The sequence below is a fragment of the Mesorhizobium carmichaelinearum genome (genome assembly GCF_900199455.1).
Classification (GTDB): domain Bacteria; phylum Pseudomonadota; class Alphaproteobacteria; order Rhizobiales; family Rhizobiaceae; genus Mesorhizobium; species Mesorhizobium carmichaelinearum.
In genome coordinates this window covers 215,357-234,455 of sequence record NZ_FZQR01000003.1, presented here as the reverse complement: position 1 = coordinate 234,455, position 19,099 = coordinate 215,357, and the positions used below count along the sequence as shown (strand labels likewise).

Sequence of the window (19,099 nt, the reverse complement as noted above, 5' to 3'; positions counted from 1 at the left end):
ACGGCGGTTCTCACTGAGACGCCGAGAAATACCAGACGGTGACAGAGTCCGGCCAAGCGTACTCGTCCTGCGTATCTCTGCTCCCTTGGGGATTGCGATAGACCGGGGCGCAGAACTTGCGGCCGAGCAAGGTCGCGGCGGATTGTGTGCAGAAGAGGTTGTCCTCGACAGTGAACGTACCTGCGATCATGCCGTTTTGCGAGCTCACGGCGAAATCTCCTTTTGCGCTCAGCTCCATGACGAACGGCGCACCATTGTGTTGATGTCCGACCCACGTCTGATCGCCCGTTAGGGCTCGGATCGCGGCAGCGCCCAGCCGGTCCTCCTCCCGCCCGCGAAAATCGAAGCTCCGCTCGGGAATCCCAGCGGCGCGAAGGGCGCCCAGCCGGTGATCGAGGTCCTCTTGCCGCCGATGGTGGGCGTAAACGACACGATAACCAGCGAGGTTCTGTTCGGGTATCTTTTTCAGGATTGCTGCGGCCGCATCGTGCGCCTCGGCCGTGCGGCCAAGCCGCGCATTTGCCATGGCCAGCGTTTCGAGACCAAGGTCGCTGCGCTCTTGCGGCTGGACCGCGCTCAGCGCCTGCAAAGCCTTCTCGTACTGATGGTTCATGTAGAGCACGAAGCCGTAATAGTCGAAGACCTGGGCGCGCGGCTTGGGATCGAGCTGCAGCACGCGTTCCATCGCCGCCAGCGCCTCCGGGTTCTGTCCTGCGTAGGTGAGCACGATCGCCTGATTGAGCTCCGCCTCCGCCCCGTTCGGGTCCAGCGCGACGGCCTTTTGGACCGACGCGATCGCCTGGTCCCATTCGCTATCCAGCATCTGCAGAATGCCGAGCACAGCAAAGGCGCGCGAGGACTGGGGATTGAGCTCCAGCGCTCGCCCTGCCGCTTCATAGGCGCGCTGCCGTGCCACGGCGCTTAGCATGAGGGGCTGGAAGTCGAACCCAAGCACGTCCACCGTGGCCCGGGCATAGCCCGAATAGGCGTCCGCGAAAGCAGGATCGAGCTTGATGGCCTTTTGATACAGGGACAGAGCTTCCCCGATAGACCTGAAGTCGACCGCATACGCTTTCTGCTCGGCGCGGGTATAGAAATCGTATGCTTCGAGATTCCGGGTCGGGAGGCGAGCAATCTGTGCTCGTTCACCTTCCGTCAGGCGCACCGACAGAGCCTCGACGATGCGCCCGATCAATTCGTCCTGAAGCGCGAATATCCTGGAATAGTCGCGGTCGTAGCGCTCGGCCCAGATGTTGCGTCCCGTTTTAGCGTCGCTGAGCTGGACATTAATCCGTACTAAATCTCCCTCCCGACGGACGCTGCCCTCGACCACGTAACGGACGTTCAACTGCTCCGCGATCTTGTCGATTTCGAGGGATTGATCCTTGAACGAGAACGAGGAGTTGCGGGCGATCACGAGCAGCCCCGAAATCTTCGCGAGGTCGGTGATGAGATCGTCTGTGAGCCCCTCAGCAAAATAATCCTGTCCCGCCTTCTCGCCGAGATCGGTAAACGGCAACACGGCGATGGAAGGCTTGCCCGCCGCCGAATCGGCTAAGTTGGAACGGTGGCCAGCCAGGAGGGCAACCGCCTGCGGCCAAAATATGCCCGCTATCAGCGCCAGAAAGAGCGCCGCAGCGCCGATACTCGCAGGCCATCGCCGAGAGCGCGACTTCCTGGTCCCTCCCGTCTGTTCCAGCAGCACGCGATACGCGCGGACCCGTTCTGGAATGTTCTTGAGGCGCTGTTCGCCGAGCGACTTGAAAGTCAGGCCGAGCTTGTTGTGGGCCTGGTCATAGGCCGTTCCCGAGATGACGATGCCGCCCGGATCGCTCAATCCTTCCAGGCGGGCCGCGATGTTGACGCCGTCGCCGTAGAAGTCATCCTTGTCGATGATGACGTCACCAAGGTTGATCCCGATACGGAACACTAGCTGGGTATCTTCGGGAAGACCGAGGTTCTGCTGCGCGGCGACCCGTTGGATTTCGACGGCGCAGGCTACCGCATCGACGACGCTCTCGAACGCGACCAGAGCACCGTCGCCCATGAGCTTTACGATGCGGCCATGGTACCCTTCGATCGACGGTTCGATGAGTTCGCGCCGGAGCGCCTTGAGCCGCGAGAGTGTGCCCGTCTCGTCCAGCCCCATCAGCCGGCTGTACCCCACCACGTCGGCGGCGAGGATAGCGACCAACTTCCGTTCCAGATGTTGAGCCTGTTCCACTGGGTAGAATTATAAGGAAAGCCCAATCACAAGACCATACACACCGGCCCTACGAGAGCTAGCGGCAAACAGTCCCTTCTCCGATGAGGCACGTTACAAAATCGGCTGCGAGCGTTTGCCTTGAATTCCGAAAAGGTGATGTTCGACGGAAAGTCGGCTCCTGGCGCAACCGCGACCTCCGTCATGGTCACCCGCGATGTCTGCTTCCGGGCGCGGCGAGGTTTGCCTCTATGGCCGACATGAGGCGCAAGGCTGCCGTGTCGTGGAGGGCATGCGTCCGCTTCCGGTCATAACCAAACTCCCGCCGCTACTCCTCCCCCCGCTTCTGCGCGATCAGATCCAGCCGCTCGCGGTCGGAGCGTTCGCGTTCGTCGCGGTTGCGTACGTCCTTGTAGGCGCGCTCGACCATGTTGGTGCGCGCGTTCGCGGTGGCGATGAGGCCGGCCTCTTGCCTGGCGCTTTCCAGGCTCTTCTCCTGACGCACCACCGCCTGGGCGATGCGGCGGTGGTAGAGGTCGGGGAACAGGCCGGACAGCGAATTGTCCTGGTCGAAATGGCCGATCAATTCGCGTGCTTCGGCTTCCGCCGCGTTTGCCGCCGCCAGGAAGGTGGCGTGGCGGGTCTCGTGCAGCGCCTTCAGCTGTTCCTGCACCTTGACCAGTTTCTTCAGGCGGTCCTTGCGTGTGGTCATCGCTACCTCGCCAAAGTCAGGTCGACGAAGCCGTCGACGAACAGCGTCAGCATGGTGCCGATGGCGAAATAGAAGATGATCATGCCGCCGGCTATGACGAAGGGCTGGGAGATGAAATAGATCGGGATCTGCGGGGTCAGCTTGTTGACGAAGCCGATCGTCAGATTGACCAGAATGGCATAGGCGACGAACGGGCTGCCGAGGCGGATAACCAGGAAGAACGTGTCCGACACGGTGTCGGTAATGTCGACGAGGGCGGCCTGTGGGTTGAAGAAGACGTTGACCGGCGCCACCGTGTAGGACGCCACGAGGGCACGGACGATCTCGTGGTCGAAATCGAAGACGAACAGCATCAACAGCGCCGAGAACGAGATGATGGCGGCGAGCGCTGCCTGCGGTTCCGGCTCCTCGATCGCCGGTCCGCCCGAGCCGCCATAGCCGATCAGCATGGCGATCGCCGAGCCCATGAAGCGCAGCGCTTCCATGTAGAGCCTGGTCATGGCGCCGATCAGTCCGCCGACCAGAAGTTCCGAAATGATCATCGGCACCAGGATCTGCGGTCGCGGATCAACGAAGGGAATGATGCGGTCCCACAGGAAGGCGAGCAGGCCACCGGTCGCGGCGACCGCCACGAACAGCCTGACCTGCACCGGCACGCGGGCGCTGGACAGGCCCGGCATCAGCATGAAGCAGGCGCCGATGCGGCAGAAGGCGAGGAACGCCGCGATGACGACGCTCTGCGAAAGAACGCTCACGATATGGTCCCGAGCACCCTGATCTCGACGCCCTTGGCGATTTCGACATGGGAGAGCACCGGCAGCGTGGTGAACAGGCGCTCGATGATCATGCGCACATAGGGGCGGGCGTCGGGCGCGGTGACGAGGACGAAACGCTCGCCGGCTTCGAGGAATTTTTTGATCGCCTTGGTGGCGTCCTGGCCGAATTCCTCCAGCTGGCGCGGATCGATGTCGAACTCGCGCACCTCGCCCTTGGCGTCGCGCTTGAGGCTCTGGTGGAAGGCGAGGTCCCAGCGGTTGCCGAGGCGCAGCACCTTGAGCACGCCGCCTTCCGAGAGGTCGCCACAGATCTGCTGGGCCATGCGGATGCGGACATGCTCGACGATCTGCTCGGTGCGGCGCACATGCGGCGCTATCTCGGCGATGGCCTCGATGATCAGGTGCAGATTGCGGATCGACACGCGCTCGGCGAGCAGCAGCTTCAGCACCGCCTGCAGGCCGGGATAGGAGATGTGCGTGGTGCAGATCTCGTCGGCGAGCTTGCGGTATTCCTGGTCCTGGCGTTCGAGCAGCGCCTTCATGTCCTTGTAGGACAAGAGCTGCGGCAGGTTGTTGCGGATGACTTCCGAGAGATGGGTGAGCAGCACCGACATGTTGTCGGCGAAAGTGTAGTTCTCACGCTTCAAATCCTCGGCGAAGGTTTCCATGACGGAATAGGCGCGCATGCCGAAGGCCGGCTCGCGGATCTCTTCGCCCGGGATTTCGGGCACCTCGCGGTTGCCGAGCAGCACCATGATCTCGCCGACGCGCATCGAGTATTCGGCAACCACCGTGCCGTGTACCTTGATCTGGTAGCTCTTCGGCGGGATGGCGAAATCATCGGCAACGCGCACTTCCGGCACGACGAAACCGTATTGCTGGGCGAATTTCTTGCGCATCTTGCCCATACGGAAGACCAGCTCCTGATGCGACACCAGCAGCCGGGTCGACAGTTGCTTGCCGATCAGGAGTTCGATCTCGGCGGTGGCGAGCGAGGCCTTGACCGAGTTCTTCTCTTCCTCGGCCTTGGTCGCCTTTTCCTGGGTCTTCAGCGCCTCGGCCGCGGCGAGGACGCGGTTGGCGCGCATCGGGATGATGTAGCCGAGGCCGGCCATGCCGCCGGCCAGCGCAAAGAAGGGGAACAGCGGCAGGCCGGGCATCAGGCCGAGCAGCACCAGCAGTGCCGCCGCCACGTAAAGCGCGCGCGGATGGGCGCCGAGCTGGCCGAACACGGCCTGGTTGGTCGAGCCGCGGGTGCCGCCCTTGGAAACCAGCAGGCCGGCGGCGAGCGAGACGATCAGCGCCGGGATCTGGGTGACGAGACCGTCGCCGACCGACAGCTTGATGAACACATCGGCGGCCTCGCCCATGCCCATGCCGTGCCTGATATAGCCGATGGCGATGCCGCCGACGATGTTGATGGCGGTGATGATGAGGCCGGCGATGGCGTCGCCGCGCACGAATTTCGAGGCACCGTCCATCGAGCCGAAGAAGGAGCTTTCTTCTTCCAGTTCGCGGCGACGCAGTTGCGCGGTCTTGTCGTCGATCATGCCGGCGGAAAGGTCGGCGTCGATCGACATCTGCTTGCCGGGGATGGCGTCGAGGGTGAAACGGGCGCCGACTTCGGCGATACGCGTGGCGCCCTTGGTGATGACGATGAAGTTCACCACGATCAGGATCATGAAGACGATCAGGCCGATAACGAAGTCGCTGGCCATCACCAGCTTGGAGAAGCCGGCGATGACGTAGCCGGCGGCGTGCGTGCCCTCATTGCCATGCGACAGGATCATGCGCGTGGTGGCGATATTCAGGGATAGCCGCAGCATCGTGGCGATCAGCAGCACGGTCGGGAACGAGGAGAAATCGAGCGGCCGCTGGATCCACAGCGCCACCATCAGGATCAGCACCGAAAGTGCGATCGAGAAGGCGAGGCCGATGTCGATGAGGAAGGCCGGGATCGGCAGGAACAGCACGGCCAGGATGATGACGATGCCGAGCGCGAAAAAGACGTCGCGGCCATTCTTGGCCACCGCGCCGGGCTGGATGCTTTCGCTGATCGCCATTTAAGTCCTCGAACCATAGACTGCCGCGCATAGGACAGCCCGGCGAGGGTAGCTGGCCAAGCTTGCGCGAGGGTGGGAGACTTTGTTTCATGCATGTCGTCCTCCCAAAACCGAGGTTACTTTTGGGCGACATGCAGTAGGCGGACCTGATGTCGCGAAGGAAGGAAAACCCATGCTCCTGATCATCGGCACGATCCGCTTGCCGCCCGACAGGTTCGAGGAGGCAAGGCCGGTGATGGAACGCATGGTTTCAGGCAGCCGCGCCGAGGATGGCTGCCTGGAATATTCCTATGCAAGCGATGTGCTCGATGCCGGGCTGATCCGGGTCACCGAGGTGTGGCGCGACAAAGCGGCGCTCGACGCGCATTTCCGCTCGCCGCACATTGCCGAGTGGCGCGCGAGTTGGCCGGCGCTCGGCATCGGCGAGCGCAATCTTGTGCTCTACGAGACCGGTGAGCCCATGCCGACCTGATCGGTTGACGAAGTCTACACCCGCCGACTTGGTGCGGGGCTCATCAGATCGATCCCGTCGTGCTCCGAAGGCTGAGAAGGCCTAGCAGGCGTTGACCTGTCTGCAGGACCAACCTCCGCCATCGGTATCGTGGCAGTCTTCATAGCTGCCGTAACACATGTTTGTTGAATTGCGGTACCAAGGATAACCGCCAGGGCAGCAGACATCCTGCTGCGCAGTCCGAAGAAGTTCTTCTGTCGGCCGGCTCTGTTGTTCAGTATTACCTCCCGACAAAAGAGATATGGAGTATGAAATATTCTGCTTAACTGGCATATCTATGCTTGAGTGGCTTATTGCAGACGAACTCAAAAAAATCGTGCAAACAGCCAACGAAAACAACCCCCGCGCACTCATGTTTTCCTCCTTGAGGGAAATAGAGACGGCCCAAAATACCACTTCTCATGCGGTGCGTCGATTGCGCGGGCAAACTGGAGCAGGGGCATCGCTGCGAATCCGTTGTCGGATTTCGGACGGCCGACGGACTTGTGTCGCTTGGGCTCGGGTCTTGATCAAAAGAAGCCTCTAAACCGTGCGAAACGATCCCCACAGGGGTAGCCGGTATCGCGGTTGCCATGCCGTATCGCTGGGCGTATCAGCCTTCACGTCCCTTTTGATATCGGCGAGCCGCCCGGGTGCTTTCCAGAAACCAGCCACAAGTCTACGCCCGCCGGCTGCGCGCGGTGCTGCTGAGATCAATTCCGCTGCTCGAGGCGCGCGGCATCGCCGTGGTCATCCTGGCGGGCGTCGTCGGGGTCATGGCGGGCATACTGGTCACGGCGATGAGCCAGATCGTGCAGGATCTGCACAGGCTGTTGTTCGGCGTTCAGCCCGGCGGCCGGCTCTCCGGCATGTTCTCGCTCGCCAATCCCATGCAGGCGCTGATACCGGCGGTCGGCGGTGCCCTGCTCGGGTTGACGGTGATCTGGCTGCGGCTGCGTAAATTCCGCACCCCGGTCGATCCGATCGAAGCCAACGCGCTCTATGGCGGGCGCATGTCGCTGACCGACACCTTCATCATCGTCGGCCAGACGATGATCTCCAGCGGCTTCGGCGCCTCGGTCGGCCTGGAAGCCGGCTACACGCAGGTCGGATCCGGCCTGGCATCGCGGCTGGCGCGCATCTTCAGGCTGCGCCGCAACGATGTCCGCATCCTGGTCGGCTGTGGTGCCGCCGGCGCTATCGCCGCCGCCTTCGATGCGCCGCTGACCGGTGCCTTCTACGGTTTCGAACTGGTCATCGGCATCTACTCTGTCGCCAATGTCGCGCCGGTGATGACAGCGGCGATCTCGGCCTCGCTGACGGCGGAGATGTTCGGCGGCGTGCCGTTTCCGCTGGAGCTTTCAGGGCTGCCAGCGCTGACGCCCAGCCAGTACGTGCCGTTCCTGTTGCTCGGGCTGCTGGGCGGTGCGGCTTCGATCGCCATCATGCAACTGGTGACGCTGATCGAACGTGGTTTCAACAGGCTGTCGGTCGATGCCTCGCTGCGCCCCGTCATCGGCGGCGTCCTCGTCGGCCTGCTGGGGTTGATCACGCCGCAGGTCCTGTCCAGCGGCCATGGCGCGCTGCATCGCGAATTCGCCATGAATTATGGGCTGACCGTGGTGGCCAGCGTCTTCGTGCTCAAGCTCGCGGCGTCGGCCATCTCGCTGGGCTCGGGCTTTCGCGGCGGCCTGTTCTTTGCTTCGCTGTTCCTCGGCGCGCTGCTTGGCAAGGCCTTCGCCGGCGTGATGGCGCTGGTCTCGCCGGCGACCGGCATCGACCCTTCGGTCGCCGCCGTCGTCGGCATGACGTCACTTGCCGTCGGTGTCGTCGGCGGCCCGCTGACCATGACTTTTCTGGCGCTGGAATCGACGCGCGACCTGACGCTCACCGGCGTCGTTCTGGCCGCCTCGATCATGGCGGCGATCCTGGTGCGCGAAACCTTCGGCTATTCGTTCTCAACCTGGCGCTTCCATCTGCGCGGCGAAACGATCCGCAGCGCCCATGATGTCGGCTGGATGCGCAGCCTCACCGTCGGCTCGATGATGCGCAAGGACATCAAGACCATCGATGCCTCGACGACGCTGGCCGACTTCCGCATGCAGATCCCGTTGGGTTCGGCCCAGCGCGTCATCGCCGTCGATCCGGGGGATCAGTATGTCGGCGTGCTGATCGTGGCCGAACTGCACAGCGACCCCACCGGCGGCGAGGTGCCGGTGCGCGATCTCGCCCAGTACAAGGATGCCGTCCTGGTGCCGAGCATGAACGTGCAGGCCGCCGCCGCGACATTCCAGCGCGCCGGCGCCGAGGAACTGGCCGTCGTCGAGGATTTCACCGACCATATCGTGCTCGGACTGCTGACCGAGGGCCATCTGATGCGGCGCTATGCCGAAGAACTCGAAAAGGCGCGCCGGGATTTGTCGGGCGAGGGGTAGAGGATTCTCCTCCACGTTCCCTTTGTCGACCGGCAGGCACGGCCTGCTCCCATGGACACACCCTCTGATTTGAGCAAGCCGCCCGGGTATTGGCGCGCTCCTGGCGCCGTGCGCGGCTTGCCAGATGTACAGTGGTACTGTACATAGTGTTAAGTGCGGTGAGGAGACGGCATGCGCAAGGGGTCCGACCAGGCTTCCGTAAAGACCGGTGAAGTACCGGCCGCGACGCATGCGCATCAGGTTCTGGGCATGCGCCTCAAGAGCCTTCGCCTCGCCCGCCGGCTGTCCTTGCGGGAGCTTGCGGAGGCGACCGGGACGAGCGCCAGTTTCATCAGCCAGCTTGAACGCGGCCTGACCGGGGCCAGCACCGCCTCGCTCAACCAGATGGCTTCGGCGCTCGGCGTCAGCGTCGCCATGCTGTTCGAGGAAAGCAAAGCGCAAAACCATGGTGTTCTCAGACGAAGCGAGCGGCCGAGCCTGCCGCCCAGCGACGGCTGCCGCAAGATGCTGTTGTCGCGTCCGCCGCTGAGCGACATGGAAGTCTATGTCGGGGAATTCGACATTGGCGGTTCGACTGGGCCCGATCGCTACACCCATGGCGACGCGCACGAGATGCTGGTCGTGCTGCGCGGGATCGTCGAGGTCTCGCTCGGCGAGGCGCGCCACGTGCTCGAAGAGGGCGACAGCATCGAATACACGACGTCGACACCGCATCGCTCAGAGAACATCGGCAGTGGCCGAGCCGAAGTGATGTGGATCATCGCGCCGCCGACCTCGGTGCGCGCCGAGCTCGATCAATACACGGCCTGGAAACCGCTCGCGGCCAGGTAGGTCCTATCCAAAACGCGGGCATGAATGGGAGAGTTAGCGTGATGTTTAAATCGAGATTTGCAGGCCTTGGCGCCATTCTGGCGCTTGGCGTTGTGGCCGGCGCGGCCTTTGCGCAGGAGAAGCCGGTCGCCGGCGAGGTGAAGGAAGGCTCGCTCAAGGGCAAGACCCTGACGTTCGTCTCCTATGGCGGCATCTACCAGGACGGCCAGGCGGCCGCGCTGAAGGAGTTCGTCGACAAGTCCGGCGTCAAGCTGCTTAATGACGGCCCGACCGAGATCGCCAAGCTGCAGGCGCAGGTCGAGTCCGGCAATGTCACCTGGGACGTCGTCGATACCGACGACCTGCCGCCTTACGTCTATTGCGGCAAGCTGTTCCAGAAGCTGGATCTGACGAAGCTCGACGTCTCGAAAATCCCGGAAGGTCAGGTCGGCGAGTGCTCGGTGCCGGCGATGAACTACGGCGTCGTGCTGATGTACAACAAGGAGAAATACAAGGACAATCCGCCCAAGAGCTGGGCCGACTTCTTCGATACGGCAAAGTTCCCGGGCGTGCGCGGGATCGACGGCTCCGGCAGCCCGACGGGCGGCCTGCTCGAACAGGCGTTCAAGGTTGCCGGCGGCGACCCGAAGGCGATGACGGTGGCCGATATCGACAAGGCCATCGATGTGGTCCGCAAGCTCGGCCCCGATACCATCTTCTGGAAGACGGGTGCTGAATCGCAGCAGCTCGCCGAATCCGGCGAGGCCGACATGCTGATGATGTGGACCGGCCGCGCCATGACCGCGGTCAAGAACGGCGCCAAATACGCGCCGGCCTGGCAGGACTGGCTGGTGGTGATGGACCAGATGACGATCCCCGTCGGCGTCAAGGATACGGACGCATCCTACGCGCTGCTCAATGCCTATCTCGGCAAACAGTCGCAGGAAATCCTGGCGGAGAAGACCTCCTACACGCCGATCAACGGCGACGCGCAGCCCAAGGTCGACGCTTCCGTCGCCGCCTTCCTGACCAACACGCCGGATCGCCAGAAGCAGGGCTACAAGCAGAACTTCAAGTTCTGGGTGCCGAACTTCGCGGTGGCGCAGGAGAAGTGGTCGGCGCTGATGGCCGGCAACTGAACCAGCGAACGAGAGGCAGATCGTGAGCGCGTCCGAGCTTCCGACCCAACCCGCCGCCGATGTGCGGCCGGGACGGGCATGGCGGCCGTTCGCGCTCACGGCGCCGGCGCTGATCCTGCTCGTCGCGGTGATCGGCTATCCGCTGTTCACCATAGTGCTGCGCAGTCTGTCGGAGCCGGAATGGGGCGTGCAGAACTACGTCTGGTTCTTCGGCGCGCCCATCAATCTCACGGTGCTCCAGCGCACTTTCACCATCTCGGCCTGGGTAACGATCGTCTGCGTGATCTGCGCATATCCTTACGCCTATCTGATGACCGCCGTCGGGCCGCGCGTGCGGCTCGTCCTGGTGCTCTGCGTGCTCATCCCGTTCTGGGTGAGCGGGGTGGTGCGCACGCTCTCCTGGGTGATCCTGCTGCAGGATTCGGGCGTCATCAATTCGCTGCTGAGGTTGGCCGGTTTTGACGGCATCCGGCTGATCCGGACCCAGACCGGCGTGGTGATCGGCATGGCGCAGGTGCTTCTGCCCTTCATGATCCTGCCGCTCTATTCGGTGATGAAGGGCATCGACCTCAGGCTGATGCGGGCTGCGCAAAGCCTGGGCGCACGACCTTCGCGCGCGTTCTTCACCGTCTACCTGCCGCTGTCGCTGCCAGGCGTCTATGCCGGCGCGATCATCGTGTTCATCCTGGCGCTGGGCTTCTACATTACGCCGGCGCTGCTCGGCGGACCGCGCTCGACCATGCTGTCGACGCTGGTGCAGACGCAGGTGCTCAGCCTGCTGCAATGGGGTCGTGGCGGCGCCATGGGCGTGGTGCTGCTCGTCACCACATTTGTGCTTCTGGCGCTCGCAGCACCCGTGATGCGCTCGCGGTACCGGGAAGCGGGGCGGCGCTGATGGAGATCAAGCCGCTCACCCGCGTGATCCTCGGCCTCGTTTGCCTGCTGGTGGCGATATGGCTGGTGGCGCCGACGCTGGTCGTCGTGCCGATGTCGTTCAACGAGAACAAGTCGCTCGCCTTTCCGCCGCAAGGCTTCTCTTGGCAGTGGTACCAGAACTTCTTCACCAATCCGGACTGGTCGTCGAGCTTCCTCAACTCGCTTAAGGTCGCCTCGGTGGTGGCGGTGCTGGCGACGGTGCTCGGCACGCTCGCGGCCTTCGGCCTTGACCGCATGAAGGCCGGGTCGGCCAATCTTTTGCGGATGCTGATGCTGACGCCGATGGTGGTGCCGGGCGTGGTGCTGGCGATCGGCATCTATGCCGTCTATCTCGACACCCACCTCGTCGGCACGCTGCTGGGCTTCGTGCTTGCCCACACCATCCTGGCACTTCCCTTCGTGCTGATCGCGGTCTCGGCCAGTCTCGAAGTGTTCGACAGGCGCCTCGAGACGGCGGCGGCGAGCCTCGGCGCCGGAGCGCTGACCGCGTTCCGCACGGTGACGCTGCCGTTGATCCTGCCCGGCATCCTGTCCGGCCTGCTGTTCGCCTTCGCCACCTCTTTCGACGAGATCGTCGTGTCGCTGTTCATCACCAACCCCTACCTCAAGACCTTGCCCGTGCAGATATTCTCCTCCATCACCCGCGACGCCGACCCGACGGTGGCCGCGGTCGGCACCATCCTGTTGTTCGCCACCACGATCCTGATCGGCGGCGGCATGCTGCTTCTTGGTCGCGAGCGGAAAGGACGCCAATGAAGCCGGCACAGCAGAGCAAGGGTGCGGCGATCGATCTCGAATCGGTCAGCAAGGCCTATGGCGGCTTCAAGGCGCTGGACGGCGTTTCGTTGCGGATCGAGCCCGGCGAGTTCATGACGCTGCTCGGCCCGAGCGGCTCCGGCAAGACCACGACGCTGAATGTCGTGGCCGGCTTCACCGATCTGACGAGCGGCAAGCTGCTGGTCGGCGGCAAGAACGTGGTTGGCGTGCCGGCGCACAAGCGCAATATCGGTGTCGTCTTCCAGCACTACGCGCTGTTCCCGCATATGAGCGTCGGCCGCAACGTCGCCTATCCGCTGACGCTGCGCGGCGTCGACCAGGCGACGCGGCAAGCGCGTGTCGCAAGGGCGCTCGACATGGTCAAGATGGGCGACTTCGCGCATCGTTATCCCAGCGAACTGTCGGGCGGCCAGCAGCAGCGCGTGGCGCTCGCCCGTGCCATCGTCTTCGACCCGCCGCTGCTTTTGATGGACGAGCCGCTCGGCGCACTCGACAAGAAGCTGCGCGAATGGCTGCAACTCGAGATCAAGCGCATCCACCGCGAGCTTGGCACCACCTTCGTCTATGTGACGCACGACCAGGAGGAGGCGCTGGTGCTGTCGGACCGGATCGCGGTGTTCAATCGCGGGCGGATAGAGCAGGTCGGCACCGGCCGCCAGCTCTATGACGAACCGGCGACGCTGTTCGTCGGCCGCTTCATCGGCGACTCCACCGTGTTGCGTGGCGAGGCGCGAAGCGATGGCACAAGCACCGCACTTACCATAGCCGGCGAGACGGTAACGGCATCGACGCGCATCAATGGGGATGCCAGGCCGGTGATGCTGCTGCGTCCTGAAAAGCTCGCCATCCGCCGGCCCGGCCAAAGTGCTGCCGATGGCGCCAACCGCCTGTCGGGGACGATCGCCGAGGCCATCTATCTCGGCTCGGAATCGAAATATGAAGTGAAGTTGGCCGATGGCTCCGCCGCAATCGTGCGCTCACCGCTGACCGGCGAAAGTTTTGGCCTGGGCGAACCAGTGGAGCTTTGCTTTCACGGCGCCGACGCCAAGCTGCTGGCCGACGACAGCACCGCCGACACCACGCTCACTTGATCCCGCTCCCCATCTGAAAGTCATCCCATGCAAGCCAAGCGAAACGGCGACATATCGTTCTGGGATGCGGATCTGGGCGGGGTCCCCGCGCCCCGGCCGCCTTTGCCCGGCGACATCGAGGCCGATGTCGCGATCGTCGGCGCCGGCTATACCGGGCTGTGGACCGCCTATTATCTGAAGAAGGCCAGGCCTTCGCTGCGCATCGCGGTGATCGAGCGCGAATTTGCCGGCTTCGGCGCTTCGGGCCGCAATGGTGGCTGGCTGTCGGGTGGTTTCTCCTGGTCGCGCGAAAAATATCTCAAGACGTCGAGCCGGCAAGGTGTCAGCGCCATGCAGGCGGCGATGGCGGGCTGCGTCGACGAGGTAATCCGCGTGGCGACGGAAGAAGGCATCGACGCCGATATCCGCCGCGTCGACAATCTGACGGTGGCCACCAACCCAGCGCAACTCGAACGCGCGCGTGAGGAGTGCGAAGCGATCCGCGCCTGGGATGTCGATCCGGACCGCGTCGAAATGCTGGATCAAGCGGCGACGCGGGCACGCATCAATATCCGCAATGTCATGGGCGGCTTCGTCGTCCACGGCCAGGCGCGGGTGCAGCCGGCCAAGCTGGTGCGCGGGCTTGCGGCCACCGTCGAGCGCCTGGGCGTGCCGATCTACGAACAGACGACGGTGACGTCTATCACCAAGGGCAGCGTGACGACGAACCGCGGCACGGTGCGGGCGGAAACCATCATCCGCGCGACGGAGGGTTTTACTGCAGGCATTCCCGGCGAGGAGCGGACCTGGCTGGCGCTCAACAGCGCGCAGATCGTGACCGAGCCGCTGTCGGAGGCGCTTTGGCGCCAGATCGGCTGGGAGGGGCATGAGCTTCTCGGCAACGCCGCCCACGCCTATTGCTATGCCCAGCGCACGCGCGAGGGGCGCATCACCATGGGTGGCCGCGGTGTTCCCTATCGCTACGGCTCGCGCACCGATATCAACGGGCAGACGCAGCAGGCGACGATCGACCAGCTGCATCAGATCCTGACGACGCTGCTGCCGCAGACGGCGAACTGCCGCATCGAGCACGCCTGGTGCGGCGTGCTCGGCGTGCCGCGCGACTGGTGCACGACCGTCGGCCTCGATCCCGCGACCCGTATCGGCTGGGCCGGCGGCTATGTCGGGCTTGGCGTGTCGAGCTCCAATCTTTCCGGGCGCACGCTGGCCGATCTGGTCCTTGGCCAGGACACCGAGCTGACGAAGCTACCCTGGGTCAACCGCAAGGTCAGGCCATGGGAGCCGGAGCCGTTCCGCTGGCTCGGCGTGCATTCGATGTACCAGCTTTATCGCATCGCTGACGGGCGCGAAGCCGCAGGCCTTGCGCATACGTCGAAACTGGCCGCGCTCGCCGACAGCATCACGGGCCACTGAAGCGGTTCAGCGTTCGCTGAACCGCTCCAGCAATTTGTATTTACGCAATTCCGGACGGAAAACCGCTGGACACTTTTCCTGGAATTGCTTTGTTCATGGAGACCAATTTGATCGACCTTTCGACCTTCCACGACCTCGCCAAGGCTGATATCGGCGCGTTCTCACCCAAGCCGACTTCCATCGAGGGAAATCAGGTCGAGGCGGTGCGCTCGTTCTTCCAGTCGCCGGACGGAACCGTCGATATCGGCATCTGGGAATGCACGCCCGGCCGCTTCACCGCTGACCGCACGGGGTCGTCGGAGATATGCCACATCATTTCGGGGCGGGTGGAGGTGAGCCGCGCCGATGGCGAGGCGCGCGAGCTGGGGCCGGGCGACCTCCTCGTGCTGCCGCAGGGATGGAAAGGCGAATGGCGCATCCGCGAGACCACGCGTAAGCTCTACATGATCCAGTCGGCCGGCTGACAGGCGACGATCGGCTCTGACGAAATCAGTGCTCGATCGGCCCCTTGGCCATCACCAGCGCGGTGCCGGCGGTGGTCGGGCGCTCAATGACGCGACGCACGCGCGGCGGCTCGTCGCCGCTGTGCAGCGCCCGCAAGCGGTCGCCGACCATGGCATCAGCATGGGTGATGCGGCCATTGTGCCTGACATATTCGAGCCAGGTCGGCGTGTGGTAGTGCTCGATCCAGATCGTCGGATTTTCGAGATCGCGCGCCAATGTCCAGTTGCGGGCGCCGTCGCGGCGGCGGATGCGGCCGCGCTCAGCCATGGTGGCGAGGAATTCCGTCTCGTCCTCGTGGCGGATGATGTATTCGATCATGATGGCAATGGGACCGCTGCGCGGCTTCAGGTCGAGCGCGAGGTGTGGCTCCTTGAAACGGTTGAGCGGGTCGAGGTTGAGCACCTGCTGCTGCGGCAGCGGCAGTATGAGGCCGATGGCGCCGCCGGCCAGCATGGCGATGGCGGCGGCGATCAGCGCCGTCTCGGCGCCATGCGCATCGGCGACGACGCCCCAGATCCAGCTGCCCAGCGCGATGCCGCCGAAGGTCGCGGTCTGGTAGACTGACAGCACCCGGCCGACCACCCAGCGCGGCGTCGCCATCTGCACGGTGACGTTGAAGTGCGAGAGCGCGATCACCCAGCAGGCACCGCCGACCAGCAGGCCGAGCGAGGTCTGCCAGGAGTGATGGCTGAGCGCGGCATTGAAGGCGCAGACGGAGAAGCCGGCGAAGGCACAGCGCACCATCGTCTCGCTGGAGAGCAATTGCCGCAGTCGCACGCTGATCAGCGCGCCGCCGACGGCACCGATGCCGAAGGCGCCCAGCATGATGCCGTAGGTCAACGCATCGCCCTTGACGACGTCGCGCGCCACCAGCGGCAAGAGTGCCAGCACCGCGCCGGCGCTGAAGCCGAAGGCCGCCCCCCTGACCAGCACCTTGCCGATGTTGGGCGACATGGCGACATACCGCAGGCCGGCGCCCATGGCCGCGCCGAGCGATTCGCGCGGCAAGGTCGATACCGGCACGTCGCGCTTCCAGCGCGCCATCACGATGATGAGGCCGATATAGCTGACCGCGTTCGCCGCGAAGGCGGCCGCGGCACCGGCAGCCGCGACGATGATGCCGCCGATCGCCGGACCGACGCTGCGTGTCAGGTTGAAGCCCATGGAGTTCAGCGCAACGGCCGCCGGCACCTTGTTGCGGGGAACCATGTCGCCGACGGACGCCTGCCAGGACGGGCTGTTGAGCGCGGTGCCGCTGTCGATCAGGAAAGTGAAGGCCAGCAGCGTCCAGGGCGTGAGCAGATTGTAGTAGGTGAACACGGTCAGAAGCAGCGAAACGACCAGCATGAAGGTCTGCGCGACCAGCATCACCTTGCGCCGGTCGAAACTGTCGGCGATGGCGCCGGCGACGAGCGCGAACAGCATGATCGGCAAGGTGGTGGAGGCCTGGACCAGGGCGACCTGATAGGGCGAAGTTGCGATCGTCGTCATCATCCAGGCGGCGCCGACACCTTGGATAAGGCCACCGAAATTGGAAACGAGACTTGCGGCCCAGACGGCACGGAAAATGCCATGCCGGAACGGCGCCAGCGCCGAAACGCCTTCGCTGTCCGGTTTCTCGTCAATCATGGATGGATTCCTGCCACGGCGTGCTGATCCTTGCGGTTTCTCCGCATCGTTAGCCGAAACTATAGCATCGCGCCGCAAAGGGCGAATGTCATGCACGCAAGATCATGGGCCAACGAGGGGATAGAAGAGGGCCACGTCTGTATTGGCCCGGCCGACATGGCTTCAGCGCGCATCCCTCGCGGCGGCATGCAGCGCTTCGGTGAGGTGGCCGGTGGTCTGGCCGTCGGCGTGCAGGCGAAGGAAAAGCTCCATGCCGACCAGCCGCAACCGCGACGGCTGGTCCCGCCTTGCGAGATCGATCAGGTCTTCGACGGAAGCGGCCGGCCATTTCATCACGTCGCGCAGCAAGCCTGCGCGCAGCAGACCCTCTGTGCCCGCGGTGAAGTTGGCCGATACCTGGAAGCCGTTCTTGCGGGCGTTCACGTTCTGAAGCGGAATGTGTTTTTCCGCGACTTTCTTCAAAAGCCATTTTCCTTGGCTGTGGCGGTATTTGTGCCGCCTCGGCAGGTGGATGGCGAAGTCGATCAGCCGGTTTTCGAGGAACGGCACCCTGAGCTCCACCGAAGCCGCCAAGCTGAGCCGGTCATGCCTGTTCAAGAGATCCTGGAGATGCGCATACAGGTCGTGAAGGCAGCAGCCTAGGAAGGCGCGGTCGCTGAGCGACGCGACCGGCTCGAGCCGGTCGAAGATCTTGGTCTGAAGGAAATTCAGTTCCGGCGACAGCGCCCTGAGCACGATGTTGCGGTCCCAGCCATGGCCACCGGCGATCGATGTCCGGAAGGGGGCATGGCGCTGGCGCTCGAACCTTCGGGCAAGCCGGGCCTTGGAGCGGAACAGCCGTCCCGGCCATGCCCAAGGCCGCCACGGCCGCATGCTGGCTTCCTGCCAGTCGTAGCCGCCAAACAACTCGTCGGCGCCTTCACCGGTCAACAGCACCTTGATGCCGTCAGCCCGGCATTGCTCGGCAAGCGCCAGCAGGCAGGCATGGCTTGCGTGCCAGCCATCGCTTTCCAGGTGCCAGATGGCTCTTGGCCAGAGTTCGAGGAACCGGTTCTTGTCGACGGGCACCCTGTTCAGCGGCACACAGGCATGGCGGGCGGTGCGTGCGGCGTCTTCCGCCTCGCTGTGACCGAGGCGCGGATCGACGACATAGGCTGTCATCTCCGGCCGGAACCGTTTCGCCAGTGTCGTGACGAGACCGGAATCGACGCCGCCACTGCAAGCCGCTGCCAGCCTGGTGTCGGCAATGCAGTGCAGCCTGACACTGTCTTCGATCAGCGCTTCCAGCGACGCCATGTGCTCGGCGTCGGTGGCGGTGTCGCCGGCGATGCGGGCGGCGTCGAGTACATCGAGGACATGCCAGAAACAGCGCTTCTCGATGCCGGCGTCGGTGACCTTCCACAGGCCCGCGGGCGGCAGCCGCTCTATGCCCGCGAACAGGCTGGAGCTGGAGTCACGGCTTTGCCAGGCAAAACGCAAGGTGATCTCGCGCGCATCGATGGTCCGCGCGAGACTGTCGCAAGCCAGGATCGCCTTGTCCTCTGAGGCGAAGAGGATTCGCTCACTCGTCTCGGCCACCGACATCGGCTTGATGCCGAGGCGATCGCGCGCCAGCCAGAGCGCTCCGGCTCGTGCATCGAAATAGGCGAGCGAGAACATGCCGTCGAACAACGGAATGGCCATGTCCGGCCCCCAGTGATGCAAGGCCTCGAGGACCACTTCGGCATCCGAGACCGTACGGAACCGCCTGCCTTCAGCCTCAAGTGTCGCGCGCAAGGATTGATAGTTGTAGACCTCGCCATTGTAGACCAGCACGCCCTGGCCACAGGCGGTGAGCATGGGCTCGCGCGCCTGCGCCGAACGGTCGATGATCGACAGCCGCCGGTGACCGAGCGCCAGCCGGCTGTCATTCCAGCTGGCATGATCGTCGGGGCCGCGATGCGCCAGTGCCTGCATCATGCGGCCGACATCGGCGAGATCGCCGCCGCCGATCGGGTTCCGCTTGCGCCAAACGCCGGCTATGCCACACATGGTCCGCCGGTCGGTCTGGGTTGGTTCAGGGGATTTCGACAGGCCATTGGGACAGAAGGATCGCCAGGCCGGGAGTGGCCTGCACGGCAA

General features: G+C 64.1%; 15 protein-coding genes. 9 read left to right on the top strand and 6 right to left on the bottom strand.

Going from position 1 to position 19,099, the window contains the following annotated elements; all coding sequences use genetic code 11:
- Positions 1-10: 10 nt before the first annotated feature.
- The 4 genes from CKW40_RS07735 to flhA all read right to left on the bottom strand — a co-directional run bounded on the left by CKW40_RS07735 (position 11) and on the right by flhA (position 5,754).
- Positions 11-2,194: an adenylate/guanylate cyclase domain-containing protein gene (locus tag CKW40_RS07735; RefSeq protein ID WP_244571125.1), complete on the bottom strand. Its 2,184-nt coding sequence runs from the start codon at positions 2,192-2,194 to the stop codon at positions 11-13.
- Positions 2,195-2,531: 337 nt separating this feature from the next.
- Positions 2,532-2,915, bottom strand: a complete 384-nt coding sequence (locus CKW40_RS07730) for a hypothetical protein (RefSeq protein WP_095199362.1) — start codon at positions 2,913-2,915, stop codon at positions 2,532-2,534.
- Positions 2,916-2,917: 2 nt separating this feature from the next.
- Positions 2,918-3,670 carry a flagellar biosynthetic protein FliR gene (gene fliR / locus CKW40_RS07725; protein ID WP_095199361.1) on the bottom strand — a complete coding sequence of 251 codons (753 nt, stop codon included), beginning with the start codon at positions 3,668-3,670 and terminating at the stop codon, positions 2,918-2,920.
- Positions 3,667-5,754, bottom strand: coding sequence for a flagellar biosynthesis protein FlhA (flhA, locus tag CKW40_RS07720; protein WP_095199360.1), 2,088 nt, complete (start codon positions 5,752-5,754; stop codon positions 3,667-3,669). The genes fliR and flhA overlap by 4 nt, the downstream gene beginning before the upstream one ends.
- Positions 5,755-5,926: 172 nt before the next feature.
- Here flhA and CKW40_RS07715 point away from each other — a divergent pair, with 172 nt between their 5' ends.
- From CKW40_RS07715 to CKW40_RS07675, 9 genes are all read left to right on the top strand, one after another.
- Entirely contained in the window at positions 5,927-6,226 is a 300-nt protein-coding gene (locus tag CKW40_RS07715) for a putative quinol monooxygenase (RefSeq protein WP_095199359.1), read from the top strand.
- A gap of 671 nt (positions 6,227-6,897) precedes the next feature.
- Entirely contained in the window at positions 6,898-8,679 is a 1,782-nt protein-coding gene (locus CKW40_RS07710; protein ID WP_095199358.1) for a chloride channel protein, read from the top strand.
- Positions 8,680-8,850: 171 nt separating this feature from the next.
- The gene (locus tag CKW40_RS07705; protein ID WP_095199357.1) at positions 8,851-9,510 is read left to right on the top strand and encodes a helix-turn-helix domain-containing protein; all 660 of its coding nucleotides are present in this window, start codon (positions 8,851-8,853) and stop codon (positions 9,508-9,510) included.
- Positions 9,511-9,551: 41 nt separating this feature from the next.
- Entirely contained in the window at positions 9,552-10,628 is a 1,077-nt protein-coding gene (locus CKW40_RS07700; protein WP_095199356.1) for an extracellular solute-binding protein, read from the top strand.
- A gap of 22 nt (positions 10,629-10,650) precedes the next feature.
- A complete protein-coding gene (locus CKW40_RS07695; protein WP_095199355.1) occupies positions 10,651-11,523 on the top strand; it encodes an ABC transporter permease in 873 nt (290 codons plus the stop codon).
- Entirely contained in the window at positions 11,523-12,320 is a 798-nt protein-coding gene (locus tag CKW40_RS07690; RefSeq protein ID WP_095199354.1) for an ABC transporter permease, read from the top strand. The genes CKW40_RS07695 and CKW40_RS07690 overlap by 1 nt, the downstream gene beginning before the upstream one ends.
- Positions 12,317-13,432 carry an ABC transporter ATP-binding protein gene (locus CKW40_RS07685; RefSeq protein ID WP_095199353.1) on the top strand — a complete coding sequence of 372 codons (1,116 nt, stop codon included), beginning with the start codon at positions 12,317-12,319 and terminating at the stop codon, positions 13,430-13,432. Before CKW40_RS07690 ends, CKW40_RS07685 begins: the two co-directional genes overlap by 4 nt.
- A gap of 27 nt (positions 13,433-13,459) precedes the next feature.
- Positions 13,460-14,845, top strand: a complete 1,386-nt coding sequence (locus CKW40_RS07680; protein WP_095199352.1) for an NAD(P)/FAD-dependent oxidoreductase — start codon at positions 13,460-13,462, stop codon at positions 14,843-14,845.
- Positions 14,846-14,940: 95 nt separating this feature from the next.
- Positions 14,941-15,309 carry a cupin domain-containing protein gene (locus CKW40_RS07675; RefSeq protein ID WP_095199351.1) on the top strand — a complete coding sequence of 123 codons (369 nt, stop codon included), beginning with the start codon at positions 14,941-14,943 and terminating at the stop codon, positions 15,307-15,309.
- A 25-nt stretch (positions 15,310-15,334) separates the two neighbouring features.
- On the opposite strand, the gene CKW40_RS07670 is transcribed toward CKW40_RS07675, so the two are convergent.
- Together CKW40_RS07670 and asnB are read right to left on the bottom strand one after the other, a co-directional pair.
- Entirely contained in the window at positions 15,335-16,978 is a 1,644-nt protein-coding gene (locus CKW40_RS07670; protein WP_095199350.1) for an MFS transporter, read from the bottom strand.
- A 162-nt stretch (positions 16,979-17,140) separates the two neighbouring features.
- Entirely contained in the window at positions 17,141-19,009 is a 1,869-nt protein-coding gene (gene asnB / locus CKW40_RS07665) for an asparagine synthase (glutamine-hydrolyzing) (RefSeq protein ID WP_095199349.1), read from the bottom strand.
- Between the last annotated feature and the right edge of the window lie 90 nt (positions 19,010-19,099).